The following is a 20,225-nucleotide window of genomic DNA, read 5'->3' on the forward strand; positions in this document are numbered from 1 at the left end:
ATCTTACTTCACACCTTACCCCAAAGAAACTGACCAACTTAACCTGAAGCATGCGGGTTTAAGTTCGGTACAGTTTCTTTTTTTTGACTAGTAAATTAAAGTTAAAACTGGACGTCACAAAATGGATAGGATAACATGTCATATAGATAGGATCGATTATTGCGTACGGCATATCGAGCACCTAGCCTTTTAAAGTAAAAAGGAGGGGAAACTGTATGTCAAAAATATTAATTATCGAAGACGATATAAGTATCGGTGAAATGATGTCCATTTACTTATACGAAGATGGTTATGAAGTGAAACGCGCGGAGAATGGACAGCAAGGCGAAGTATTGTTTCGAGAATTCCAGCCTGATATGATCATCCTTGATCTCATGCTGCCAGATATGGATGGGATGCAGCTATGCACTACAATCCGTAACACCTCGACAATTCCGATCTTAATGGTATCCGCCAAGAGTGAAGTTTCGGATCGAGTGAAGGGCCTTCAGACGGGCGCAGATGACTATTTGTGTAAACCCTTTTCGATGAGAGAGCTTTCGGCACGTATACAAGCATTGTTTCGGCGTTCCAATGCCTTCCCTCCACTGGCCCCATCACCAGCCGATGTGTCGAGTCAAACGGGCATTCACTTGGATTTGGAGAAACGCTGTCTATATGTAGGCGGCAAAATTATAGAAACCACCTTCTCTGAGTATGAAATCATGAAGCTTTTCTGGCAAAATCAAGGCAGAGTTTACAGTCGAGAAGAGCTGTTAAATCGTGTTCGCGGCTTTGATTCCCAGGTGACCGAGCGTGCCATCGACGTACATATCGCAAACCTGCGCAAGAAAATTGAAGATGATCCCAAAGAGCCTAAGCACATCAAGACGGTGTGGGGTGTCGGTTATAAATTTCTACTTGTGTAAAGCTCCCTTTCGGGAGCTTTTTTGTTTTGAAAATACCGTGAAATTCGTCACCAAATAGGCATCTGCACAATATGATGATTATGGAAAATGACCTTTACGAACTCAGTCACCGGAAAGGAGTGACCTTTTAAATGGCCGTTATAAAATCTAATGCAAATGAACGACAATTATTAGCACGATTACTCCGAGCTGAAGCTGAAGGCGAAGGGGAACAGGGTATGCTCATGGTGGGAAATGTAGGTGTAAATCGCGTCAAAGCAAACTGTCTCGATTTTAAAAAAATCCGCAGCATTAACGACATGGTTTATCAAAGCCCTGGCGGCTTTGAAGCTACTCAGAAAGGCTATTTTTATCAAAAAGCCCGGGATTCTGAAGTTCGTTTGGCCAAAAGAGTCATTGATGGAGAACGGATTCATCCTGCATCGAACTCGCTTTGGTACTTCAGACCAGCAGGCGCATGCCCCAGCACATGGTACAACCAAAAAGGAACAGGGCGCTACAAAAAGCACTGCTTCTTCGCTCCTACGGTGAAGGATTGCCCTGGCGCTTTCAGCACCTTTTAACAAGGAACATTGCGCGCCGCCAAATTCATTGTTTTACAACCACATTTATGAAGAAAGCTTTCGAAATGAAAGCTCAAGGAGGAAATTATCATCATGTTGAATAACCCTTACAAAATAGGTAATCAAGCAATGCCGCAAATGCAATATGGCACTCCGTATCCTGCGTACCCAGTCCCAACGAACATTACAAATAAAGTTGTTCCCCAAACGCCAGCCGGATCTGTACTAACGCCACCTGGAAGCGGCTTGCAAACAGGTGTGAACGTTCCAGGTCTACCGGCATTTGAGGAATCTTATATCGAGAATATCCTTCGTTTGAATCTAGGCAAAATGGCAACCCTCTACATGACATATGAAAACAACTCCCAGTGGAACGCCAAAATTTTCAAAGGAAAATTAGAAGCAGCAGGTCGTGATCATATCATTATCAGCGATCCCGTGACTGGCATGCGTTTCCTATTACTTATGGTGAACTTGGATTACATTACCTTTGATGAAGAACTCAATTACGCCTATCCGTTCCGCGGAGGAGTTTCAAGATAATAACCATGTGAAACCGTTGCTCTTCATAGAGCAGCGGTTTTTTCTTATGTTAGCCCAACTGCTGAGAAATGCCACATATGCAGCTTCTGAATGCCGCCTTTTATCCATTGCTCCCAGTCGCCGCCACCGCTAGCCAGCTCCTCGCTCAAACGGTCCTGCTTCATCTTGAGATAATCCTCATACGTGACGTCATGCCAAATTTCTACATAAAGTCCCTCCTGATCCGTTCCCTCCAATAGCTCCAAACGCCCTTCCCGCTGCAGAAGTCCTTGCATATAGATGAGAAAAGAAGCTCGAAATTCAGATTTTATGGCATACTCCACAAAAATTTTAGACATTTTTAGATCTCCTTCTGATTTATTTTTTACTCTAAAATGGTAAACTAAGAGCATGATCACCAACAGACGCACATAGGAGGAAAACCCGTTGGATACAGGCACTCATCTCGTCATTGGCTTAGGATTAGCAGGGCTTTCACAAATCGATCCCAGCATCTCCACGGATACGGCAGCAACGACTGCTGTTTTTATAGGAACTGTCGTTGGTTCGCAAATTCCTGATATCGATGGACTCCTCCGATTCAAAGGAAATGCCTTATATATTCGCAATCATCGCGGACGCTCACATTCCTTGCCGGCCTTGCCTCTGTGGACGCTGTTGATTACCGGGGCACTTGCGCCTTTTTTCCATGGTATCTCTTATACGCATCTTGCCATGTGGATCGGCATCGCCGTTTGTGTACATGTGTTCACGGACTGCTTCAATACGTACGGCACGCAAGCCATTCGACCTTTTTCAGAAAAGTGGGTATCGTGGAACATTATTCATATCTTCGATCCCTTTATATTTACGAGTCACATTGCCGCGATCTTCATGTGGTCCTTCGATCTAGCGAAGCCACAGTTGATTTTCCCCACCTTATACGGCTTAATCGCGCTATATTACATTTGGCGAACACTGGACCATGCCATTATTGAAAAAGGGTTATATCGCAAAGACGCCACTTATTCTCCTGGCGATAAATATACCCTTATTGTAACATTCAACCTCTACGTCTGGAATGTTGTGAAAGAGCGAACCGATGGAACGTATCAGTTAGGCGAGCTCAAGAATGGCAAGCTCAAGTGGCTGGACACCATCACCTGCTCTGACCACCCAGCCATCGAGGTCTCGAAGCACCATGAGGATATTCAATCGTTGCTCTATTTCTCCTCCTTCACTTGTGCCGAGGTCAAAGAGCATCGCTGGGGTTATGAAGTGCGGTGGGCAGATGTGCGCTATCGCCATCGCAAGCAATTTCCATTCGTCGGCGTTATCCTGATGGATCATGATTTCAAAACCCTCGATTCTTACGTCGGCTGGGTGAATGATACGAAGCTCGGGAAGAAGCTGAAAGTTGATTTGTATTAAAGGAAGTCATTAGGCTCATGCACACTTGCATGGGCCTTCTCTTTTTCCTATGCGGTGTACACACAACAAAAGCCCAGAAGCTATTTAGGCTCCTGGGCTTTAATATTACATCGTTCGGGAATGCTAGTACGGAGACAATGATCTAGTTAACGGTAGTTAGAGCCAGATTGTCCCGCGAGTGTTTGCTCGGCGATTTGTACCAACCGGCGAGTAATCGCTCCACCAATAGATCCAGTGTCACGAGTTGCCATGTTACCATAGTAACCGTCTTGAGGAATTTGGATGCCCAGTTCTTGAGCTACCTCATATTTCAATTGGTCTAAAGCTTGATTGGCTTGCGGAACGACTAGTGTGTTGCTGCTACGAGATTGTGCCATCAGGATCGTACTCCTTTCAGTCAGCTATAATCTTTGATGTATTTGCAAGCTTGCAAAGATAGTATGTGGAGGAAATGAATTTATATGCACAGCGCTCAAAAAAGTTTAAAATAAGAAGATGCTAGGATAACATCTTGTACATTCTTCTAGAAAGTAGGTCGTCACCAGTATGAGTAAACCACTTGCTCTCCTATTCGCAGTTGTCGGAACGCTGCTGCTTGCTTGTATTTCATTATTCATCGCCCTTCGAGAGCCATGGATGGTGCTCGTTTGCACCATTGTTGCTTTAGGGTTCATCGGATATGGCTTCGCCGTGAAAGCCAAGATGCGTCGGAAGAACAAGCCTTCCAAATGACACAAAAAGCTCAAATCCCAATACTGGGATTTGAGCTTTTCTTTTATCTTATGCTTCGCTTAGCGGACGATAAAGCCCATCCGTTTCTTCACTTCGATCAGCGTTTGGTTAGCTACTTCGGCAGCCTCGTCAGCGCCTTTTTTCAAGATATCAAAGATTTCGCCCGAACTGCGAATCTCCCGGTAGCGCTGCTGAATAGGCTCCAGAACCGCAACAATATGTTCAGCCAGCTCCTTTTTAAAAGGACCATACCCCTGACCCTCGTATCTCGCCTCAATCTCCGCTAGACTCATTTCGGCAAAGTGGGAGTAAATGGACATCAAATTACTAACCTCAGGTTTGTTCTGAGGATCATATTTCACTTCACGTCCTGAATCCGTCACGGCACGGCTAAGCTTTTTACGAATCACATCCGGCTCATCGAGCATCGCAATGTAACTGCCGGCATTTGGACTGCTTTTGCTCATCTTCTTAGAGGCATCGTCCAGCGACATAATTCTCGCGCCTACCTCAGGCATATAAGGCTGCGGCATCGCAAACATATCACCGAAACGGTTATTAAAACGGTTCGCCAAATCACGCGTCAGCTCCAAATGCTGCTTCTGATCGTCGCCCACCGGAATAAGATCTGCGTTGTATAGCAAAATATCAGCAGCCATCAGCGACGGATACGCGAACAGTCCTGCGCCAACCGATTCTTTGCCTTCGGACTTATCTTTGAATTGTGTCATGCGCTCCAGCTCGCCCATATGCGTCAGCGTCGTCATAATCCAGCCCAGCTCCGCATGTGCGTGAACATGGGATTGCAGGAAGACCGAAGCTTTATTCGGATCTAGACCTGACGCGATGTAGAGGGATGCGATGGACTCCGTTTGTTCTCTCAATGCTGCAGGATCTTGCGGAACCGTAATGGCATGCATATCAACAACCATGAAATAGCAGCGATGCAGCTCCTGCAGCTTCACAAAGTTACGCAACGCGCCAATGTAATTACCAATCGTCAGCTGTCCGCTGGATTGCATGCCGGATAGTACTCGTTTCATTCGAAAAACCTCCTCGTATAGGTAAAAAAGACAACAAAAAAGCCTCCCTCCGCAAGGGACGAGAGACCGTGGTACCACCCTAATTTGTCTACCTGCCTAACCAAAGTTAAGCGCATGTAAACCTTCAGGCTCTGATAACGGAGAGCTACCGTTTGGCATAATTAACTGTGGTTTTAGTCCGGCCTAGGTTCCGGTGATTCTACACAGTGTTCAGCTTCAAGCTCAAGGATCCATTCGGTTTGCTTGTTTCACCGGTTCGCACCAACCACCGGCTCTCTGAGAAACGGGAGACAAACGTACTTGTTCCTATCATCGCAATTGATTTTCTATTATTATACACCCTTAAGCATCAATGTCAATCGAGGACGTTGTCCTAGATGGCTTAGCATGTACATAGGATAGATACATACCAATCCTTTCGGCAAAGGGGTGTCAAAGCATTGTCCTCAACTCTATACCGCTGGAGCCTACCAGTCTCCACGGTGATTTGCGCGTTTCTCCTGATTCTTATTGTGACGACAAGAGATCTGTCCCCACTAGGGCAGATTATGGAACCCACCAGGCATGTGTTCATGGCTTTTATGGACATCTTCTTAGATGCCCTGCCTTTCATGATTCTCGGCGTCCTGCTCTCGACCATCGTCGAAAACTTCATTCCCGAAGGTGTCATCCAGCGAATGACACCCAAGCACCCCCTAGGCGGGATTTTATTTGCCTGTGTGCTTGGCATTATGTTTCCCCTCTGTGAGTGTGGCATGATCCCTTTCGTGCGCCGCCTGATGCGCAAAGGAATGCCTGTCTACATCGCCGTCATTTTCATTCTTGTCGGGCCGATCCTAAACCCCATCGTGTTTGCCTCGACATGGATGGCTTTCCGCGGCGATCCTGCGATGGCCTATTCGCGCATGGGGCTCACCTTCGGCGTTGCACTCGTGATCGGCTTCGTGCTCACACGCTTTCTCAAAAGCAATCCTTTGCGGCATCCGATTGAGCCTGCGGCTAGCCTGACACATAAGCATGTGCATGATCACCAACACGATCATACGCATCACACCGTTCAGCATGCTCATCACAGCCACGACCATCACGATCACGATCATGGGCATGGGCATGGACACAGTCATAGTCATGATCACCACGGGCACAACCACGCTCATGGGAATAGTCGCCTGCTCACGATGGTTAGCCACGGCTCCTCCGAGCTGTTCGAAATGAGCAAATACTTAATGCTCGGCGCCCTGCTGACGGCACTCATTCAAACCTTCGTCGCACAGGACAGCTTGAGCGTCATCGGACAAGGCGCTTTCATCTCGCATGTGTTCATGATGGGCTTCGCCTACCTACTCTCGTTATGCTCAACGACAGATGCCTTCGTTGCCGCTTCTTTCGCCAAATCCTTCTCACCAGGCTCCCTGCTCGCCTTCCTCGTATTCGGTCCCATGATCGATGTAAAAAGCACGCTGATGATGCTTTCTATCTTCAAAGCGCGGTTCGTTCTGACACTATCGATCGTCGTCGGCATCACCGTTCTGACAGGCTCGCTGTTGTTTATGCACTTCTTTCTATCCTAAGCAAAAAGCCCCACCCCGATCAACGACTCCGTTGAAAGGGTGGGGCTTTACACATGCTAAATTAGATTTTCAAAATTGCACCAGCGCTTGCGTTCGTTACCATTTTCGTGTAACGCGCCAAGTAGCCAGAAGTAATCTTCTGTTGGAAACCTGTCCACGACTCACGGCGTTTCGCAAACTCTTCATCGCTAATTTGCAATTCGATTTTACGACCGTCCATATCAACATCGATGATGTCGCCGTCGTGTACGAAAGCAAGAGGTCCACCCTCTGCTGCTTCAGGTGACATATGTCCAAGCGAGATCCCGCGGGATGCGCCGGAGAAACGTCCGTCTGTGATCAAGGCTACTTTCGCGCCTAGACCCATACCTACGATTTGGGAAGTTGGTGCCAACATTTCTGGCATACCTGGTCCACCTTTTGGTCCTTCATAACGAATAACCACAACGTGTCCTTCTTTTACTTTACCGTTCGCGATACCGTACAACGCTTCGTCCTGAGAATCGAAACAGATCGCTGGGCCTACGTGACGTCCGCCAACGGACTTATCAACAGCACCAACCTTAACGATACTGCCTTCAGGCGCAAGGTTACCGAATAGTACAGCAAGTCCGCCGCGCTCGCTATGCGGGTTCGTTAATGGACGGATAACGTCCGTATTTTGAATTTCACGACCAGCTACGTTCTCGCGAAGCGTTTGTGCTGTAACGGAGATACAATCCCCGTTGAATGCACCTGGCTTTTTAAGTAACTCATTAATAACTGCACTCACACCGCCTGCCAAATGTACATCTTCAATGTGGTAGTCGGAAGCTGGAGCAATTTTCGCAAGGTGAGGAACGCGCTCAGCTACTTCGTTAATACGAGCGATTGGATACTCAATACCCGCTTCTGCCGCGATAGCCAATGTGTGAAGAACTGTGTTCGTGGAACCACCCATTGCCATATCTAAAGCAAACGCGTTATCAATCGCATCAATCGTTACGATATCACGCGGCTTAATGTCTTTTTCGATAAGAACCATCAATTGTTTCGCACAATCTTTAACGAATTGCTTACGTTCTTCTGCAACCGCTAGAATTGTACCGTTACCTGGCATTGCAAGTCCAAGACCTTCTGCCAAACAGTTCATGGAGTTCGCTGTGAACATACCAGAGCATGATCCACAAGTTGGACAACCGTATTGTTCAAGCTCTTCCAGACCTGCTTCATCCAATTTACCCGCTTGGAAAGCACCAACGCCTTCAAATACGGAAGAAAGGGAAATGGATTTACCGTTTTTATCTTTACCAGCTTTCATCGGTCCACCGCTCACTAACATCGTAGGGATGTTAACGCGAAGAGCACCCATGATCATACCAGGTGTAATTTTGTCACAGTTAGGAATACAAACCATACCGTCAAACCAGTGCGCATTTACGACTGTTTCCAAGGAATCCGCAATAATCTCACGGCTTGGCAAGGAATAACGCATACCGATATGACCCATCGCAATACCATCGTCAACCCCGATTGTGTTGAACTCGAACGGAACCCCGCCTGCTTCACGAATAGCTTCTTTCACGAGCTTACCGAATTCTTGCAAATGAACATGTCCAGGAATAATGTCTATATAAGAGTTACAAACCGCAATAAACGGCTTGCCGAAATCTTCCTCTTTAACGCCGGCTGCACGCAGCAAGCTGCGGTGAGGAGCGCGGTCGAAACCTTTTTTAATCATGTCACTGCGCTGTTTTGGATGTGCCATTCTTTATTCCTCCTAGAATTCATATCTGTTATGAAAACAATGAAACTATCATACCACACTTCTCGCAATTTTTCTCCCTTTAGTGTGATAACGCATCAACGTAAATAATTACCTGCTCATAAGCAGGGCCATCCATGACAGTAGATGACGTTACTTCCTACCAAAATCCGCCTTAATTTCGCCCCATTTTTTTGTATCCCATTTGACGATTTTGTTCGTGTATGTATTCGTATGCAGCCATTTCAAAGCCCGATCCACCAAGGTCCAAATTTCTTCCGTAGACGCGTCTCGCACTAAATTCGTCGCTACTTCCTTCTTGCGAATCCAGCTTAATGCGGTAACTGAATCGGTATAAATAGTTTGTTTACTGCCTTTTTTCTTGAGGTAAGCAAGTCCATGCACAATGGCTAAAAACTCACCTAAATTATTCGTGCCCTTAGAGATCGGTCCCTGATAGAAAATAATTTCACCTGTCCGTGTATCCACGCCCTTGTACTCCACGATACCTGGATTTCCTGAGCAGCCTACATCCACAGAAATACTATCATAATCCACCTCTGGGGCTGACTCTGGAGTCGCTGATTTTTTGCCAGCTGTTGACGCGGACGTGCCTTTGCCAGTGAAATTCAGCGATTTCTGCCAGCCTTTCTCCAGCGCTTGACGCGCCTCACCCTCGGATTCATACGATTTGAATTTCGCTTGCGGATACCCGTTAGTCTGCGCTTGGCATTCTGCCCATGTGCGGTAAACACCTGGCTTATGTCCTACCCAAACCACGTAAAATTTCGATGCAGCCATATTATTCACTCCGTAATTTAAGTTGTAATTGCCCTACCAGCTCTTCGACGACCTTCACCGTATCTTGAAAATATGGGCGGTAATCCAAATCTGCGATAAATTGCAAATAAGTTTCTCCAATATCTGCAATTTGTTCCCGATACGCTCGATTGGGAATGACATGCGTCTCAAGTTCGCGGTATGTGCCGTTTGTCCGCTCTTCGACGGATGAGAGTTCAAGCTGTTCCTCCGCCAAGTGACGCACAACGAAAGAGAAGCCTCTGCACTCTGGATCACCACAGCCGCATACGAAGAACGGCATCTGCTCCCACTGATCGGCAGGGGCGAAACGGTTCGGTGCAGTATCATGCAGTGTGCTATACAATAAGGCTGGCAAGCCAACATCAATGCATAAAGGTTCTTCAATGATTAGACTATCTCCCACTGACATATGGACATCCGCTTGAATGATTTGTAAATCTTTATCCAGAGACCAGCCTTTAATCGCTAGTTCAAACATGCTTTCCCCCCACTTTCCGACTTCCATTTTCCCATTATAACAAAGTCGAAACGTTCCTGCTTTTAACCTTTTCAAAAAAGGTTAAAATTTCCAATAAAAAAATGAGTAATATTTACAAAATAGATCATACTACCATTACTGGAGGTGATATCAGATGGCTACAGGACAATCTCGCAGCAGTAACTCCTTAGTAGTTCCTCAAGCTTCATCGGCCCTAGACCAATTGAAGTATGAAGTTGCTCAAGAATTGGGCATCCAAATTCCTCAAGATGGCTACTATGGTTATATGACGTCTTATGACACAGGATCTATCGGAGGCAGCATCACTCGTCGTCTCGTTCAAATTGCTGAGCAACAACTTGCTGGTACAAGCAATAAATTCAGCAGATAATGTCGATCCAAAATACTTAAGCAACAAAAGGGCTTTCTTCCGGGTAGATACTCGGAGAAAGCCCTTTTTTCATCTTATTTAATGTCGTAGATTTTGTACAAATCATCCAACATAATATTAGCTGATCTAACCCCGCCGCCGGTATTCCAAGTTGCATCATTTACTTTAACTAATTTGTTTTCTTTCACAACTTTTAAGTTTTTCCAAAGCGGATCATTCATCCACTCTTGCTCTTGTTTATTTCCTTTGCCATCGCCGATCTCATACGTGAAGTAGAAGACGCGATCTGCAGCATCCAGCTCTGTTAAACGTTCCTTCGTAATATCTTCGAATGATTTCTCATCACTTTTGGCATCCGAACGAGCGAAACCAAGTTGTTTGAAAATAACACCTGAGAACATGTCGCCGTAGTAGTATCTGGTTTTACCACCCATAAATCGAACGACAGCCACTTTTTCCTTCAATTTATCGCCAGCTTTGGTTTTGAAATCTGCAATTCGTTTATCAAAGTCCGCGATTACTTTGTCGCCTTCAGCTTTCTTGTTCAGAGCGTCTGCATACAGACTGAAGTTATTTTTCCACTCACCGCGCAATGTTTCTGCAAATACGGTCGGCGCGATCGCTTTTAATTGCTCATAGACTTTCTCTTGACGAAGCTTGTTACCAATAATTACATCTGGCTTCAGGGACGCGATGACTTCCAAGTTCGGTTGTCCTTCAACACCCACTGTTGTAACACCTTGCATGTCCGCTTTGAAATGGTCAAACCAAGGATTGCCATAGAAAGATTCAACAGCACCAACTGGTTTAACGCCAAGTGCAAGTAACGCTTCTGTTCCTTCATTTGTCAAAATAACAACACGTTTAGGATTCGCAGGTACGGCTGATTCTCCCATAGCGTGCTTAATTGTACGAGGAGCATCCGATTTCGCTGTTTGTTGCGGCGCTGCGGAAGCCGTCGTAGTCGACTCTGATTTCGCTCCACAAGCTGCTACAACCATACTGAATACGAATAAACATGCAATAAGAGCCCAAGCTCTTCCTATTGTGCGACGTTGTTTACTTACCATGATGTTTCGTGTTCCCCCTTAGTTAGCTATAGATATGATAACGATTCTCACTACCTTGCACATAATACTAGAGTTCTACCAGATTTGTCAACAATATTGATAATGATTCTCAAAATCGTTGACTTCAACTACGGTAAACTTTAAAATAAACGAAGCGAGAAGGTAGGAAGGAAGCAGACAACCATCATGAATACATCCTCAACAGAACGACTCTCTCATATTTACAAAAGTATCGGATTACTAGCTGCCATATGTGTTCTCATTGCTTTAATGCTCAGCAGTGTTCGATTTGGCCTCAAAACGTATTCTTGGGATCAGATCATCACTTCTTTTGATCCTTCTGACAAACCAACGAACGAATCGATTATCATTCAAACTGTACGCATACCTAGAGCTTTGATTGCTGCACTCGTTGGCGGCAGTTTGGCCGTTGCCGGTGCCCTTATGCAAGCGATGACTCGCAATCCACTCGCTTCGCCAAGTATTTTCGGAATTAACTCTGGGGCTGCGTTTGCGATTGTATTAACTGTTAGTTTTTTCAACGTATCCAGCCTGTCGCAATTTACGTGGATTGCTTTTTTTGGCGCTGCTATAAGTGCAACTTTGGTCTATGGGCTTGGCTCGCTAGGACGCGACGGCTTAACACCAATGAAAATTACGCTCGCTGGTGCAGCGATGACAGCATTCTTCGCTTCACTTACGCAAGGTATTCTTCTCGGTAATGGCAAAGCGTTTGAGCAAGTTTTGTACTGGCTTGTTGGTTCGGTAGAAGGACGTACAATGGCCATGCTTCAGTCCGTCTATCCATATATGCTGCTTGCTTGGATCGGCGCTATCATTTTATCACCTCATATTAATGTACTATCGATGGGTGACGACATTGCCAAAGGGCTTGGACAACAAACAATTTACATAAAAGTCATCACGGCCATTATTATCGTCGTACTTGCTGGCGGTTCTGTCGCTGTTGCAGGTCCCATCGTTTTCGTCGGGCTCATGATTCCTCATATCGTTCGTTTCCTTGTAGGCATCGATTACCGATGGGTCATCCCTTATTGCGCCGTCCTTGGCGGTATCCTCTTGGTTAGTGCCGATATCGGGGCTCGCTTCATTATTATGCCGAAGGAAGTACATGTCGGCGTTATGACAGCCATTCTAGGTGTTCCGTTCTTTATTTATATTGCTCGCAAAGGGGGACTCTTGAAATGAGTACTTCTAACCGAGATGTTTCGATCCGAGGCAAAAGTTACTCTTTTTTAATCAGTAAAAAAGCCATCATCATTACACTATCTCTACTCATTGGTGTCATCCTGATGATGATTATAAGCACAGGTGTCGGCAGTATTTCGATTAAACCTCTGAACGTCGTAAAAGCCGTATTCGGCTACGGAACTGATTCGAGTACGATGATTGTGCGAACTTTACGCCTTCCACGTGTCATCATGGCGGTCCTTATCGGTGCATCTTTAGGCGTTGCCGGTGCAATTCTCCAAGGGATCGTACGCAATCCACTGACATCACCGGACACAATTGGCACAACAGGCGGGGCATCGCTTGGCGCTGTTTCGTTTTTCTTCTTTTTCTCGGATAAGCTCAGCATCCATTGGCTGCCTGTCGCCGCCATTCTAGGTGCATTCGTTGCAACTTTGCTGGTCTACATTTTTTCATGGAAAAATGGCATCACGCCGCTGCGACTCGTCCTTATCGGAACGGGGCTTACCGCTGCGATGAGTGCCATCTCCTATCTCTTAATGCTTACTGGCCCCATTGTGCTTGCACAGCAATCACTTACATTCATGACGGGCAGCATTTACGGTGTTTCTTGGAAGAAAGCCGTGTATCCATTGCTCCCATGGGTCACTGTGTTGATACCAGTCATTTTCTTCTATGCGCGGCACATTACCATCCAATCCTTAGGTGAAGATATCGCGATGAGCGTCGGAAGCCGTGTGCAACGGCAGCGTTTTCTGTTGATTATGCTGAGTGTCGCCCTGTCAGGTGCAGCTGTCGCATTTGGCGGAGCCATCGGCTTCATCGGGCTCATGGCCCCGCACATTTCACGCAAGCTTGTCGGTCCTAGCTTCGGTGCTTTAATTCCTGTCTCAGCACTCACAGGCTCCTTACTGCTGCTGCTTGCAGACTTAGCGGGTCGTTTCCTATTCAAGCCGCTTGATATTCCGGCTGGTGTCTTCACAGCAGCCATCGGCGCGCCAATTTTCATCTACGTCCTATATCGCAGTAGAAATCGCGGATAACATACCCATGTCTACGAAAAGGAGAACGAGCTCATGACAACCTTAGACCAAGCACTCGAAGCCCAATCGCTTCAATTGACATATGGCGACACAACGATTTTCCAAAGCTTAAATCTGCAAATTCCTAAAGGAAAAATAACCGTATTTATCGGCAGTAACGGCTGTGGCAAATCCACATTGCTGCGTTCCCTTGCCCGATTGATGAAACCAACCTCAGGCAGCATTCTTTTGGACAGCCACGAGATTGCTAAGCTCTCGACCAAAGAAGTCGCCAGACGAATGGCGATCTTGCCGCAAGGACCTACCGCGCCAGAAGGACTTACCGTCAGGCAGCTCGTCAAACAAGGACGCTATCCTTACCAAAGCTGGCTGCAGCAATGGTCCGCGGAAGATGAAAACAAAGTGATGAAGGCACTTGAGCTGACCAATATGCTTGAATTTGCCGATCGCACTGTCGACTCCCTCTCTGGAGGACAACGCCAGCGCGCTTGGATTGCCATGACCTTAGCACAAGACACGGCTACTTTACTCCTAGATGAACCGACTACCTATCTCGATCTTACCCATCAGATTGAGGTGCTGGACTTATTGTTTGAGTTGAACGAGAGAGAACAGCGCACAATCGTCATGGTGCTGCATGACATTAATCTAGCTTGCCGTTACGCTCACCACATTGTCAGCATCAAGAAGGGCTCCGTATACGCAGAAGGAAAGCCTGAGGACATCGTAAACGCACAATTGCTGCGGGATGTGTTTGAAATGGATTGTCAGGTAACGACAGATCCGATCTTTGGAACTCCGATGTGCATCCCTTACGGCAAGGGTCGCATTTTGCTCACAAAAGAACCCCAATCACAATGGTGATCGGGGTTCTTCTTTATACTATAGAAGGGTATGAGTGCTAAATCGTTCTTGCGTATGTAGCCATATTATAATTACTCTCAAAACTAACACTAATGGAAATAACATTCTTCCTTACGGTAAAATCGAACAAAATTTCCCCATGCGTCCAGCTCTTCTTGCGTTTAAGAGAGTCAATCGCCATCTGGCGAAAGGATTGAAATTGCAGTTCAGTTAACCCTCCGTTCGACGCTGCAGGCAGTATTCCCTCCGAGCTTTCAAAGGGCAAATGCTTAATTCCAAACTTACCAATCTCATTGTTGCGAATGTGAACAAAAACTGTACCAGAGTTTACGTTAGAAAGCTCTTCCTTAAGCTTGCGAAATACTACCTCAATCTGTCTTCCGAGTGTCATCTGTTCCAATTTCGTATTACTCCTCCTTAAAATTATACTTATTTACTAATTATGTTAAATTTGTGACTCTAGACCTATTATACTTAGTCAATTTACAATATTCAACAGTTTATTTCCAATATTTGAATAATTCGCTTTATTCTTTATCTAATCTTGATATAAATTCCATTTCCCATGTAAATGCCGAACGATTGCTGTCGAAAAACTGTAGAATGTTTCCATGTTCAATGATATAATCTTCAAATACATCATGTATTTTTCTCCAGAAGTATACAAATTTTGCAGAGGAGTCGGTTGGATTGGATCAAATTTCATCCTTATCGTTTAGAAAGAAACTACAACTTGGTTGTTTTGCACTAATTGGCTTAAATTCACTTTTCATGATGATTGTAACTTTTGCCACAGACTGGAACCGCTTACTTGGTATTATATTCCTAGTTATTATTCTAGCTGGCAGTTATCCTTTTATCCGCTGGTTTGAAGGTCAGCTGACAGAACCCATCGATGGTATTTCCCGAATTGCGCTTAACATTTCCAAAGGTGACTTCTCTCAAAAAGTCGCGATTACATCCGACGATTCTCTTGGTCAACTCGGCCAATCCTTTAACAAAATGATTGATAAGCTTCGCGAAATTTTGCGTGATACAGGCTCTATTTCCAAGCAAGTTTTTCAGACAAGCCGTGATATCTATGTGAAAAACGAAAGCTTCCGCAACGTGCTTGAGCAAGTGAGCATTTCGGCTCATGAGCTAGCAGCAGGCGCGGGACAAATCTCTGAAGAAGTTTCTGGCGTATCAATCACCTCCAAAGATATTGAAGTGAAAATCGTGAACTATGCGGGATCCGCTCAAGAAATGAAAAATCGTTCCGATCAAATGATGACCCTTGTTGAGAAAGGCCGCACATCGGTTGAAAGCCAAGGCGTTGGTATGAAGCGAAATGTAGAGGTTACTAAACAAGTGTCGGATACGATCGACATGCTGGCACGTCAGGCAGCTGGCATTTCGAACGTAACTCGCTCCATTTCCGAGATTGCTGAGCAAACGAATCTTTTGTCCCTTAACGCTTCCATCGAGGCTGCAAGAGCTGGTGAGCACGGTCGAGGCTTTGCCATCGTTGCGCAAGAAGTACGTAAGCTAGCTGAAGAATCCACATCACTTACCCGTGAAGTATTCGGCTTCGTCAAGAGCATTGAGCAAGGCATACAAGATGCCATCCGTAGCATTCAAGTCAATGAGGAAGTCGTTAAGAAGCAAACTGTCCTCATCGATCAAACCGAAATCGTATTTGCTGAGATTGTCGGCAGCGTAGGCTTCATTTCTGAGGAGATTACTCGCTTCGCGAAAGAAAGCGAGAGCATGCTGCAAAGCTCCAATCAGATTGCTGCCGCTATGGAAAATATTTCAGCGATTACCGAAGAGTCCGCGGCTGGCACGCAAGAAGTGTCCGCTTCCATGAATGAGCAAATTTCAACGGTACAAGGCATCGTAACGCAAGCGGAAGAAATGACTCGTGTTGTAACCCAATTGCAGCAAACGATTCAAATATTCAAGCTTTAAACGAAAAACAGCCCCTCTGAGGTCGTACCTCAGGGGGCTGTTCATTTATTGAGAGTTGCTAGCTCGGAATAAGTCAAAGTTGACAGATGCTTTCTCTTTGAAAAATGCAAATCGGCAACCTTTTCCACTCATTCTTCCTCAAAACTGTAAAATGCGTGCAAAAAGGCATCCTTTTTAGCGATTTTCAACAATCTCCACTCAAATTCCTCTAAATTGATGCCTTTTCGCATCAATTTCCAATGTAACAAGTGAAAACCCCTTCAATAGTGCACTTTTGCAATTTTGACTATGCTAACTGCCTTGAGAACTTTGGTTGGGAACCAAATCTACGCGCGAACCTTTGATTCCGTCAACTCCATGAACTGCTTCACGTCTTGTGCTGCCATATCGACAGCGCTTTGCCAGAAATCCGGCTGTGTTAAATCTACACCGAGATGCTTCTGCGCTAGCTCTTCAACGTTCATGCTGCCCGTATCTCTAAGCAAGGAGATGTACTTATCTTCGAAGGAAGCTCCTTCCTGCACAGCTCTTGCATAAATGCCCGCACTGAACATGTAGCCAAAAGTATACGGGAAGTTGTAAAACGGAACATCCGTCGCATAGAAGTGCAGCTTTGCCGCCCAGAAATGCGGATGATAGCTGCTTAACGCATCCTTATAAGCAAGCTTTTGTGCGTCAACCATAAGCTCATTAAGACGCTCTACACTGACCAAGCCTTGGCTGCGCTCTGCATAGAAGTTCGTTTCAAAAATAAACCGTGCATGAATGTTCATGAAGAACGCGATCGCCCGCTGAATTTTATCCTCGAGCAGAACAATACGCTCCTCATCTGTCGAAGCACTCTTCACGACAGCGTCTGCGACGATCATTTCAGCAAACGTAGAGGCTGTTTCCGCCACATTCATCGCATACTCTTGTGCAAGAGCCGGCATATCCGTCATCACATGCTGGTGGTAACCATGACCAAGCTCATGAGCGAGCGTAGAGACGTTATTCAGCGTCCCGCCATACGTCATGAAGATACGCGTCTCACCCGCAAGCGGGAAAGAGGTACAGAAGCCGCCAGGACGCTTCCCAGGGCGATCCTCGGCTTCGATCCAGCGCTTCTCGAACGCGTCTTCAGAGAAGGCCGCAAGCTTCGGACTAAAGCGCTTGAATTGCTCAACGATCAGACTTGCCCCGTCGTCGTAGGAAATCTTTTTGGACGAATCGCCAAGCGGAGCATCGACATCTACCCATGCAAGCTTGTCAACGCCAAGCAGCTTTGCTTTTCGATTGAGATACTCGACGAACAGACCTTTATTACGGTCAATCACGTCCCACATCACGTTCAATGTTTTTTCTTCCATCCGATTGATGGCAAGCGGTTCTTTATGTATGCTTTTCCAGCCTCTAGCCTTATACACCTGAAGACGGAAGCCAGCCAAATGATTTAATGCTTCTGCACAATACTCTTCTTTATCTGTCCAAGCTTGTTCCCATTTCTCGAACAGGTCTAAACGTTCCTCACGATTTTCCGTATGCAGCTTATTAAAAGCTTGGCCTGCGGATAGTTCAACCTGCTTGCCATCGACTTCAACAGCCATGCTGAATTGACCTACGGTCGAATTATACAAATCGCTCCACCCATGATAGCCGTCTACGGCCAAATCATTAATTAGTGCCTCTTGCGCCGGCGGCAGCTTTTCATTCGCAAGCGAACGACGTTCATTCAATGAAAAGGCGATGGCCTGAAAAGGCTCTTGCTGCAGCACAGCTGCCCAAACTTGATCTGGAATCCCGGTTAGAATCTGATCAAAATGAGTGAGCGAGGATAAATGCTCTGCATATAAGCTTTTGACTTGTCCACTGAGTACAGGCGCTTTTTTGTCCTTCTGATTATCCGCTTGCAAACAACCCACGAAGGAATCAGCCTCATGAATATGCATCACGTTGTGCTGAAGCAATTCAATCAATTGTGCCAGAGCTGCGGTATCCTCCACGCTTTGCGGGGAAGCCGTATGACGCACTTGCTCTTGAAAAGAGGCAATGGATTCCTGAAGCTTCTTCAGGTGTGCAGCGAATGCAGGAGAATCACTTCCTCCAGGGAAAAATGTTTCAAGATTCCATGTTTGATTAAGAGGTAATGTTAACAATGCGATCACCTTTCCTTTCCACTTTTAATTAAATCATATCCGCTGGCCAATCGCCAACTATCCGCATCTTGCTCATTGCTTCTCTTCACAAAGTATGATTCAATTATGTATAGTTCCTTCGGACTAAATTGGAACAGGATGGGTGATTTCTCAATAATGAAACCGTTACAAATATCTCCTGAAACGGCTGTCAAGTTAGCTGAGCAGCTTAAAGTACCTTTAGAACATCTCATGCATATGCCACAACATATTCTGTTACAGAAATTAGCAGAGCTTGCGAAGAATACTTCTTCAGACAAAAGTGAATCGGAATCGAAGTAAACCTTGATCCCTTTTGTTAATACTTGGCCATATGACATCATCATGAAGGACATTTATGTGGCTCAATGTCCCTTCTGTCTAACAACGAATGTCTTACTGCCGCTCAAAATTCATGAACTCACTTCCATACATGAAGGCAAAAAGAAACTGCTCGTCTTCCCTTGTTGTCATAATAAGCTGACGCTTGTGGATACAGACCGGGATTATTTACTAGCGGACACCGCGGTACGAAACAAACATAATTCGTAGTTCATTGCAAGGAGCAAACGAACCTTTATGAATGAGTACCTCATTCCTTTGACAAGCGCATGTACCTTAGTAACCTTAAATTATTTGGCATTGAAAGTGCATAGCAAGATGTTGATCGATTCGCACGAGCATCTATTTGCATCTTTGTTAACAGGCTTAGCCAGCATCATCATGATGCTGGTTCCATTGCCGGAAACCTTTGGCATCATCGATCTTCGCTCTTTACCTATCTTCATGGCCGGATTGCGATATGGCTTGCCAGTTGCCCTCTTCTCGACCATACTGCCTGCGGGCTCCAGTCTCTTTGCACAAGAAAGTCAAGCTTGGTTCAATATCGCACAAGACCTCGTTGCCCCAGCCTTCATTAGCTCCTTTTTCCATAACAAAGAATTTCGTAATGGCTTTATGGACATTCCTATTCGACTCGCTCTCCAAATATGTAGTTTCGTATTTTTGCTTCGGTTAGTCACATATAGATTCATGAACCACAGCTTTTCTTGGTCCTACACCCTAGATCAATTGTTTATGTTCGCTATCACTTCCGCGACGCTCTTCATGATCATCGTAATGGTGAATGACGAGAACAACAATTGGCGGTTACAACGCAAACTTGAATTGCAAGCGAATCAAGATAGTTTAACCAAGCTGCCGAATTTAAGAAGCTTCATGCCAATCGCCACCAGTGCCCTACATAAACGGAAAGTTTCCATCATGATGATTGACCTCGATAATTTCAAGCTTTACAATGATCGCTTTGGACATTTGGAGGGAGACCAACTTCTCCAAGAAGTAAGCTCCGTTCTGCGCCAACTCATTAACGAGCAAGATTACCTTGCCAGGTACGGAGGAGAAGAGTTTATCCTGCTTAGTTCAGAGACAGACCCTGTCCGACTCCTACACTACGGCCAAACCTTGTGTACATCTATTGCGGAATTATTTCTATATAAAAAGAATGGACTGGAAGTATATCCCATCTCCATCTCGATCGGAATCTCGACTGCGGCATCCTCACACACCGATTTGAGAACACTTATTTCAGAAGCGGATGACGCGCTTTATCAGTCCAAGCATACCGGCAAAAACCGCCCCACACTGTATGCGCATTCACTCGTACAAGAACAAAAAATGAACGCTTAACCATTTGGTGTATACCACAACATGGCTAAGCGTTCATTT

At 45.6% G+C, this 20,225-nt stretch carries 23 protein-coding genes and 1 other annotated feature; of the genes, 14 read left to right on the forward strand and 9 right to left on the reverse strand.

Features of this window, described 5'->3' with window-relative positions; genetic code table 11:
- The first annotated feature begins 215 nt into the window (after window positions 1-215).
- The 3 genes from AC58UX_RS25950 to gerQ all read left to right on the forward strand — a co-directional run bounded on the left by AC58UX_RS25950 (window position 216) and on the right by gerQ (window position 2,014).
- Window positions 216-908, forward strand: coding sequence for a response regulator transcription factor (locus tag AC58UX_RS25950; protein WP_497258127.1), 693 nt, complete (start codon window positions 216-218; stop codon window positions 906-908).
- Between the two features lie 131 nt (window positions 909-1,039).
- Window positions 1,040-1,471, forward strand: a complete 432-nt coding sequence (locus tag AC58UX_RS25955; RefSeq protein WP_497258129.1) for a cell wall hydrolase — start codon at window positions 1,040-1,042, stop codon at window positions 1,469-1,471.
- A 93-nt stretch (window positions 1,472-1,564) separates the two neighbouring features.
- Window positions 1,565-2,014: a spore coat protein GerQ gene (gene gerQ / locus AC58UX_RS25960; RefSeq protein ID WP_497258131.1), complete on the forward strand. Its 450-nt coding sequence runs from the start codon at window positions 1,565-1,567 to the stop codon at window positions 2,012-2,014.
- Between the two features lie 44 nt (window positions 2,015-2,058).
- On the opposite strand, the gene AC58UX_RS25965 is transcribed toward gerQ, so the two are convergent.
- Complete coding sequence (locus AC58UX_RS25965; protein ID WP_497258133.1) at window positions 2,059-2,352, reverse strand: hypothetical protein; 294 nt, start codon at window positions 2,350-2,352, stop codon at window positions 2,059-2,061.
- An 88-nt stretch (window positions 2,353-2,440) separates the two neighbouring features.
- Between AC58UX_RS25965 and AC58UX_RS25970 the strand changes: the two genes are divergently transcribed.
- Complete coding sequence (locus tag AC58UX_RS25970; protein ID WP_497258135.1) at window positions 2,441-3,424, forward strand: metal-dependent hydrolase; 984 nt, start codon at window positions 2,441-2,443, stop codon at window positions 3,422-3,424.
- A 146-nt stretch (window positions 3,425-3,570) separates the two neighbouring features.
- On the opposite strand, the gene AC58UX_RS25975 is transcribed toward AC58UX_RS25970, so the two are convergent.
- Entirely contained in the window at window positions 3,571-3,801 is a 231-nt protein-coding gene (locus AC58UX_RS25975; RefSeq protein ID WP_497258137.1) for an alpha/beta-type small acid-soluble spore protein, read from the reverse strand.
- A gap of 169 nt (window positions 3,802-3,970) precedes the next feature.
- Here AC58UX_RS25975 and AC58UX_RS25980 point away from each other — a divergent pair, with 169 nt between their 5' ends.
- The gene (locus AC58UX_RS25980) at window positions 3,971-4,156 is read left to right on the forward strand and encodes a DUF5325 family protein (RefSeq protein WP_497258139.1); all 186 of its coding nucleotides are present in this window, start codon (window positions 3,971-3,973) and stop codon (window positions 4,154-4,156) included.
- Window positions 4,157-4,215: 59 nt separating this feature from the next.
- On the opposite strand, the gene trpS is transcribed toward AC58UX_RS25980, so the two are convergent.
- Window positions 4,216-5,199, reverse strand: coding sequence for a tryptophan--tRNA ligase (gene trpS / locus AC58UX_RS25985; protein WP_497258141.1), 984 nt, complete (start codon window positions 5,197-5,199; stop codon window positions 4,216-4,218).
- Window positions 5,200-5,250: 51 nt separating this feature from the next.
- Window positions 5,251-5,521: a binding site (T-box leader), on the reverse strand.
- Between the two features lie 226 nt (window positions 5,522-5,747).
- Here trpS and AC58UX_RS25990 point away from each other — a divergent pair.
- Complete coding sequence (locus AC58UX_RS25990) at window positions 5,748-6,770, forward strand: permease (protein ID WP_497258143.1); 1,023 nt, start codon at window positions 5,748-5,750, stop codon at window positions 6,768-6,770.
- A gap of 61 nt (window positions 6,771-6,831) precedes the next feature.
- Here the strand turns inward: AC58UX_RS25990 and ilvD are convergent, their stop codons facing one another.
- From ilvD to AC58UX_RS26005, 3 genes are all read right to left on the reverse strand, one after another.
- A complete protein-coding gene (gene ilvD, locus AC58UX_RS25995; protein WP_497258145.1) occupies window positions 6,832-8,517 on the reverse strand; it encodes a dihydroxy-acid dehydratase in 1,686 nt (561 codons plus the stop codon).
- Between the two features lie 150 nt (window positions 8,518-8,667).
- Window positions 8,668-9,315, reverse strand: coding sequence for a ribonuclease H (gene rnhA / locus AC58UX_RS26000; protein WP_497258147.1), 648 nt, complete (start codon window positions 9,313-9,315; stop codon window positions 8,668-8,670).
- Between the two features lies 1 nt (window position 9,316).
- Window positions 9,317-9,841, reverse strand: a complete 525-nt coding sequence (locus AC58UX_RS26005) for a hypothetical protein (RefSeq protein ID WP_497258149.1) — start codon at window positions 9,839-9,841, stop codon at window positions 9,317-9,319.
- A 127-nt stretch (window positions 9,842-9,968) separates the two neighbouring features.
- On the opposite strand from AC58UX_RS26005, the gene AC58UX_RS26010 reads away from it, so the two are divergent.
- Window positions 9,969-10,205, forward strand: a complete 237-nt coding sequence (locus AC58UX_RS26010; protein ID WP_056613391.1) for an alpha/beta-type small acid-soluble spore protein — start codon at window positions 9,969-9,971, stop codon at window positions 10,203-10,205.
- A 74-nt stretch (window positions 10,206-10,279) separates the two neighbouring features.
- Here AC58UX_RS26010 and AC58UX_RS26015 read toward each other — a convergent pair whose 3' ends face one another.
- Window positions 10,280-11,275, reverse strand: a complete 996-nt coding sequence (locus AC58UX_RS26015) for an ABC transporter substrate-binding protein (RefSeq protein ID WP_497258151.1) — start codon at window positions 11,273-11,275, stop codon at window positions 10,280-10,282.
- Window positions 11,276-11,461: 186 nt separating this feature from the next.
- On the opposite strand from AC58UX_RS26015, the gene AC58UX_RS26020 reads away from it, so the two are divergent.
- The 3 genes from AC58UX_RS26020 to AC58UX_RS26030 are packed head-to-tail and all read left to right on the forward strand — an operon-like array spanning window position 11,462 to window position 14,394.
- Window positions 11,462-12,484 carry a FecCD family ABC transporter permease gene (locus AC58UX_RS26020; protein WP_497258153.1) on the forward strand — a complete coding sequence of 341 codons (1,023 nt, stop codon included), beginning with the start codon at window positions 11,462-11,464 and terminating at the stop codon, window positions 12,482-12,484.
- On the forward strand, window positions 12,481-13,530 hold the full coding sequence (locus AC58UX_RS26025; RefSeq protein ID WP_497258155.1) for a FecCD family ABC transporter permease: 1,050 nt from the start codon (window positions 12,481-12,483) through the stop codon (window positions 13,528-13,530). The genes AC58UX_RS26020 and AC58UX_RS26025 overlap by 4 nt, the downstream gene beginning before the upstream one ends.
- Before the next feature lie 33 nt (window positions 13,531-13,563).
- Window positions 13,564-14,394, forward strand: a complete 831-nt coding sequence (locus AC58UX_RS26030; protein WP_497258157.1) for an ABC transporter ATP-binding protein — start codon at window positions 13,564-13,566, stop codon at window positions 14,392-14,394.
- Between the two features lie 37 nt (window positions 14,395-14,431).
- On the opposite strand, the gene AC58UX_RS26035 is transcribed toward AC58UX_RS26030, so the two are convergent.
- Window positions 14,432-14,785 carry an O-methyltransferase gene (locus AC58UX_RS26035; protein WP_497258330.1) on the reverse strand — a complete coding sequence of 118 codons (354 nt, stop codon included), beginning with the start codon at window positions 14,783-14,785 and terminating at the stop codon, window positions 14,432-14,434.
- 380 nt (window positions 14,786-15,165) lie between these two features.
- Between AC58UX_RS26035 and AC58UX_RS26040 the strand changes: the two genes are divergently transcribed.
- Window positions 15,166-16,344: a methyl-accepting chemotaxis protein gene (locus tag AC58UX_RS26040; RefSeq protein ID WP_497258159.1), complete on the forward strand. Its 1,179-nt coding sequence runs from the start codon at window positions 15,166-15,168 to the stop codon at window positions 16,342-16,344.
- Window positions 16,345-16,670: 326 nt separating this feature from the next.
- Here the strand turns inward: AC58UX_RS26040 and AC58UX_RS26045 are convergent, their stop codons facing one another.
- Window positions 16,671-18,479 carry a M3 family oligoendopeptidase gene (locus AC58UX_RS26045; protein ID WP_497258161.1) on the reverse strand — a complete coding sequence of 603 codons (1,809 nt, stop codon included), beginning with the start codon at window positions 18,477-18,479 and terminating at the stop codon, window positions 16,671-16,673.
- Window positions 18,480-18,635: 156 nt separating this feature from the next.
- On the opposite strand from AC58UX_RS26045, the gene AC58UX_RS26050 reads away from it, so the two are divergent.
- From AC58UX_RS26050 to AC58UX_RS26060, 3 genes are read left to right on the forward strand one after another with little or no spacing between them, the layout of a single operon-like run.
- Window positions 18,636-18,800 (forward strand): YycC family protein, encoded by a 165-nt coding sequence (locus tag AC58UX_RS26050; RefSeq protein WP_497258163.1) that lies wholly within the window; start codon window positions 18,636-18,638, stop codon window positions 18,798-18,800.
- Between the two features lie 3 nt (window positions 18,801-18,803).
- Window positions 18,804-19,049, forward strand: coding sequence for a hypothetical protein (locus tag AC58UX_RS26055; protein ID WP_497258165.1), 246 nt, complete (start codon window positions 18,804-18,806; stop codon window positions 19,047-19,049).
- 27 nt (window positions 19,050-19,076) lie between these two features.
- Window positions 19,077-20,186 (forward strand): GGDEF domain-containing protein, encoded by a 1,110-nt coding sequence (locus AC58UX_RS26060; RefSeq protein ID WP_497258167.1) that lies wholly within the window; start codon window positions 19,077-19,079, stop codon window positions 20,184-20,186.
- Window positions 20,187-20,225 lie beyond the last annotated feature (39 nt).

It is taken from the genome of Paenibacillus sp. J22P90 (assembly GCF_059692195.1).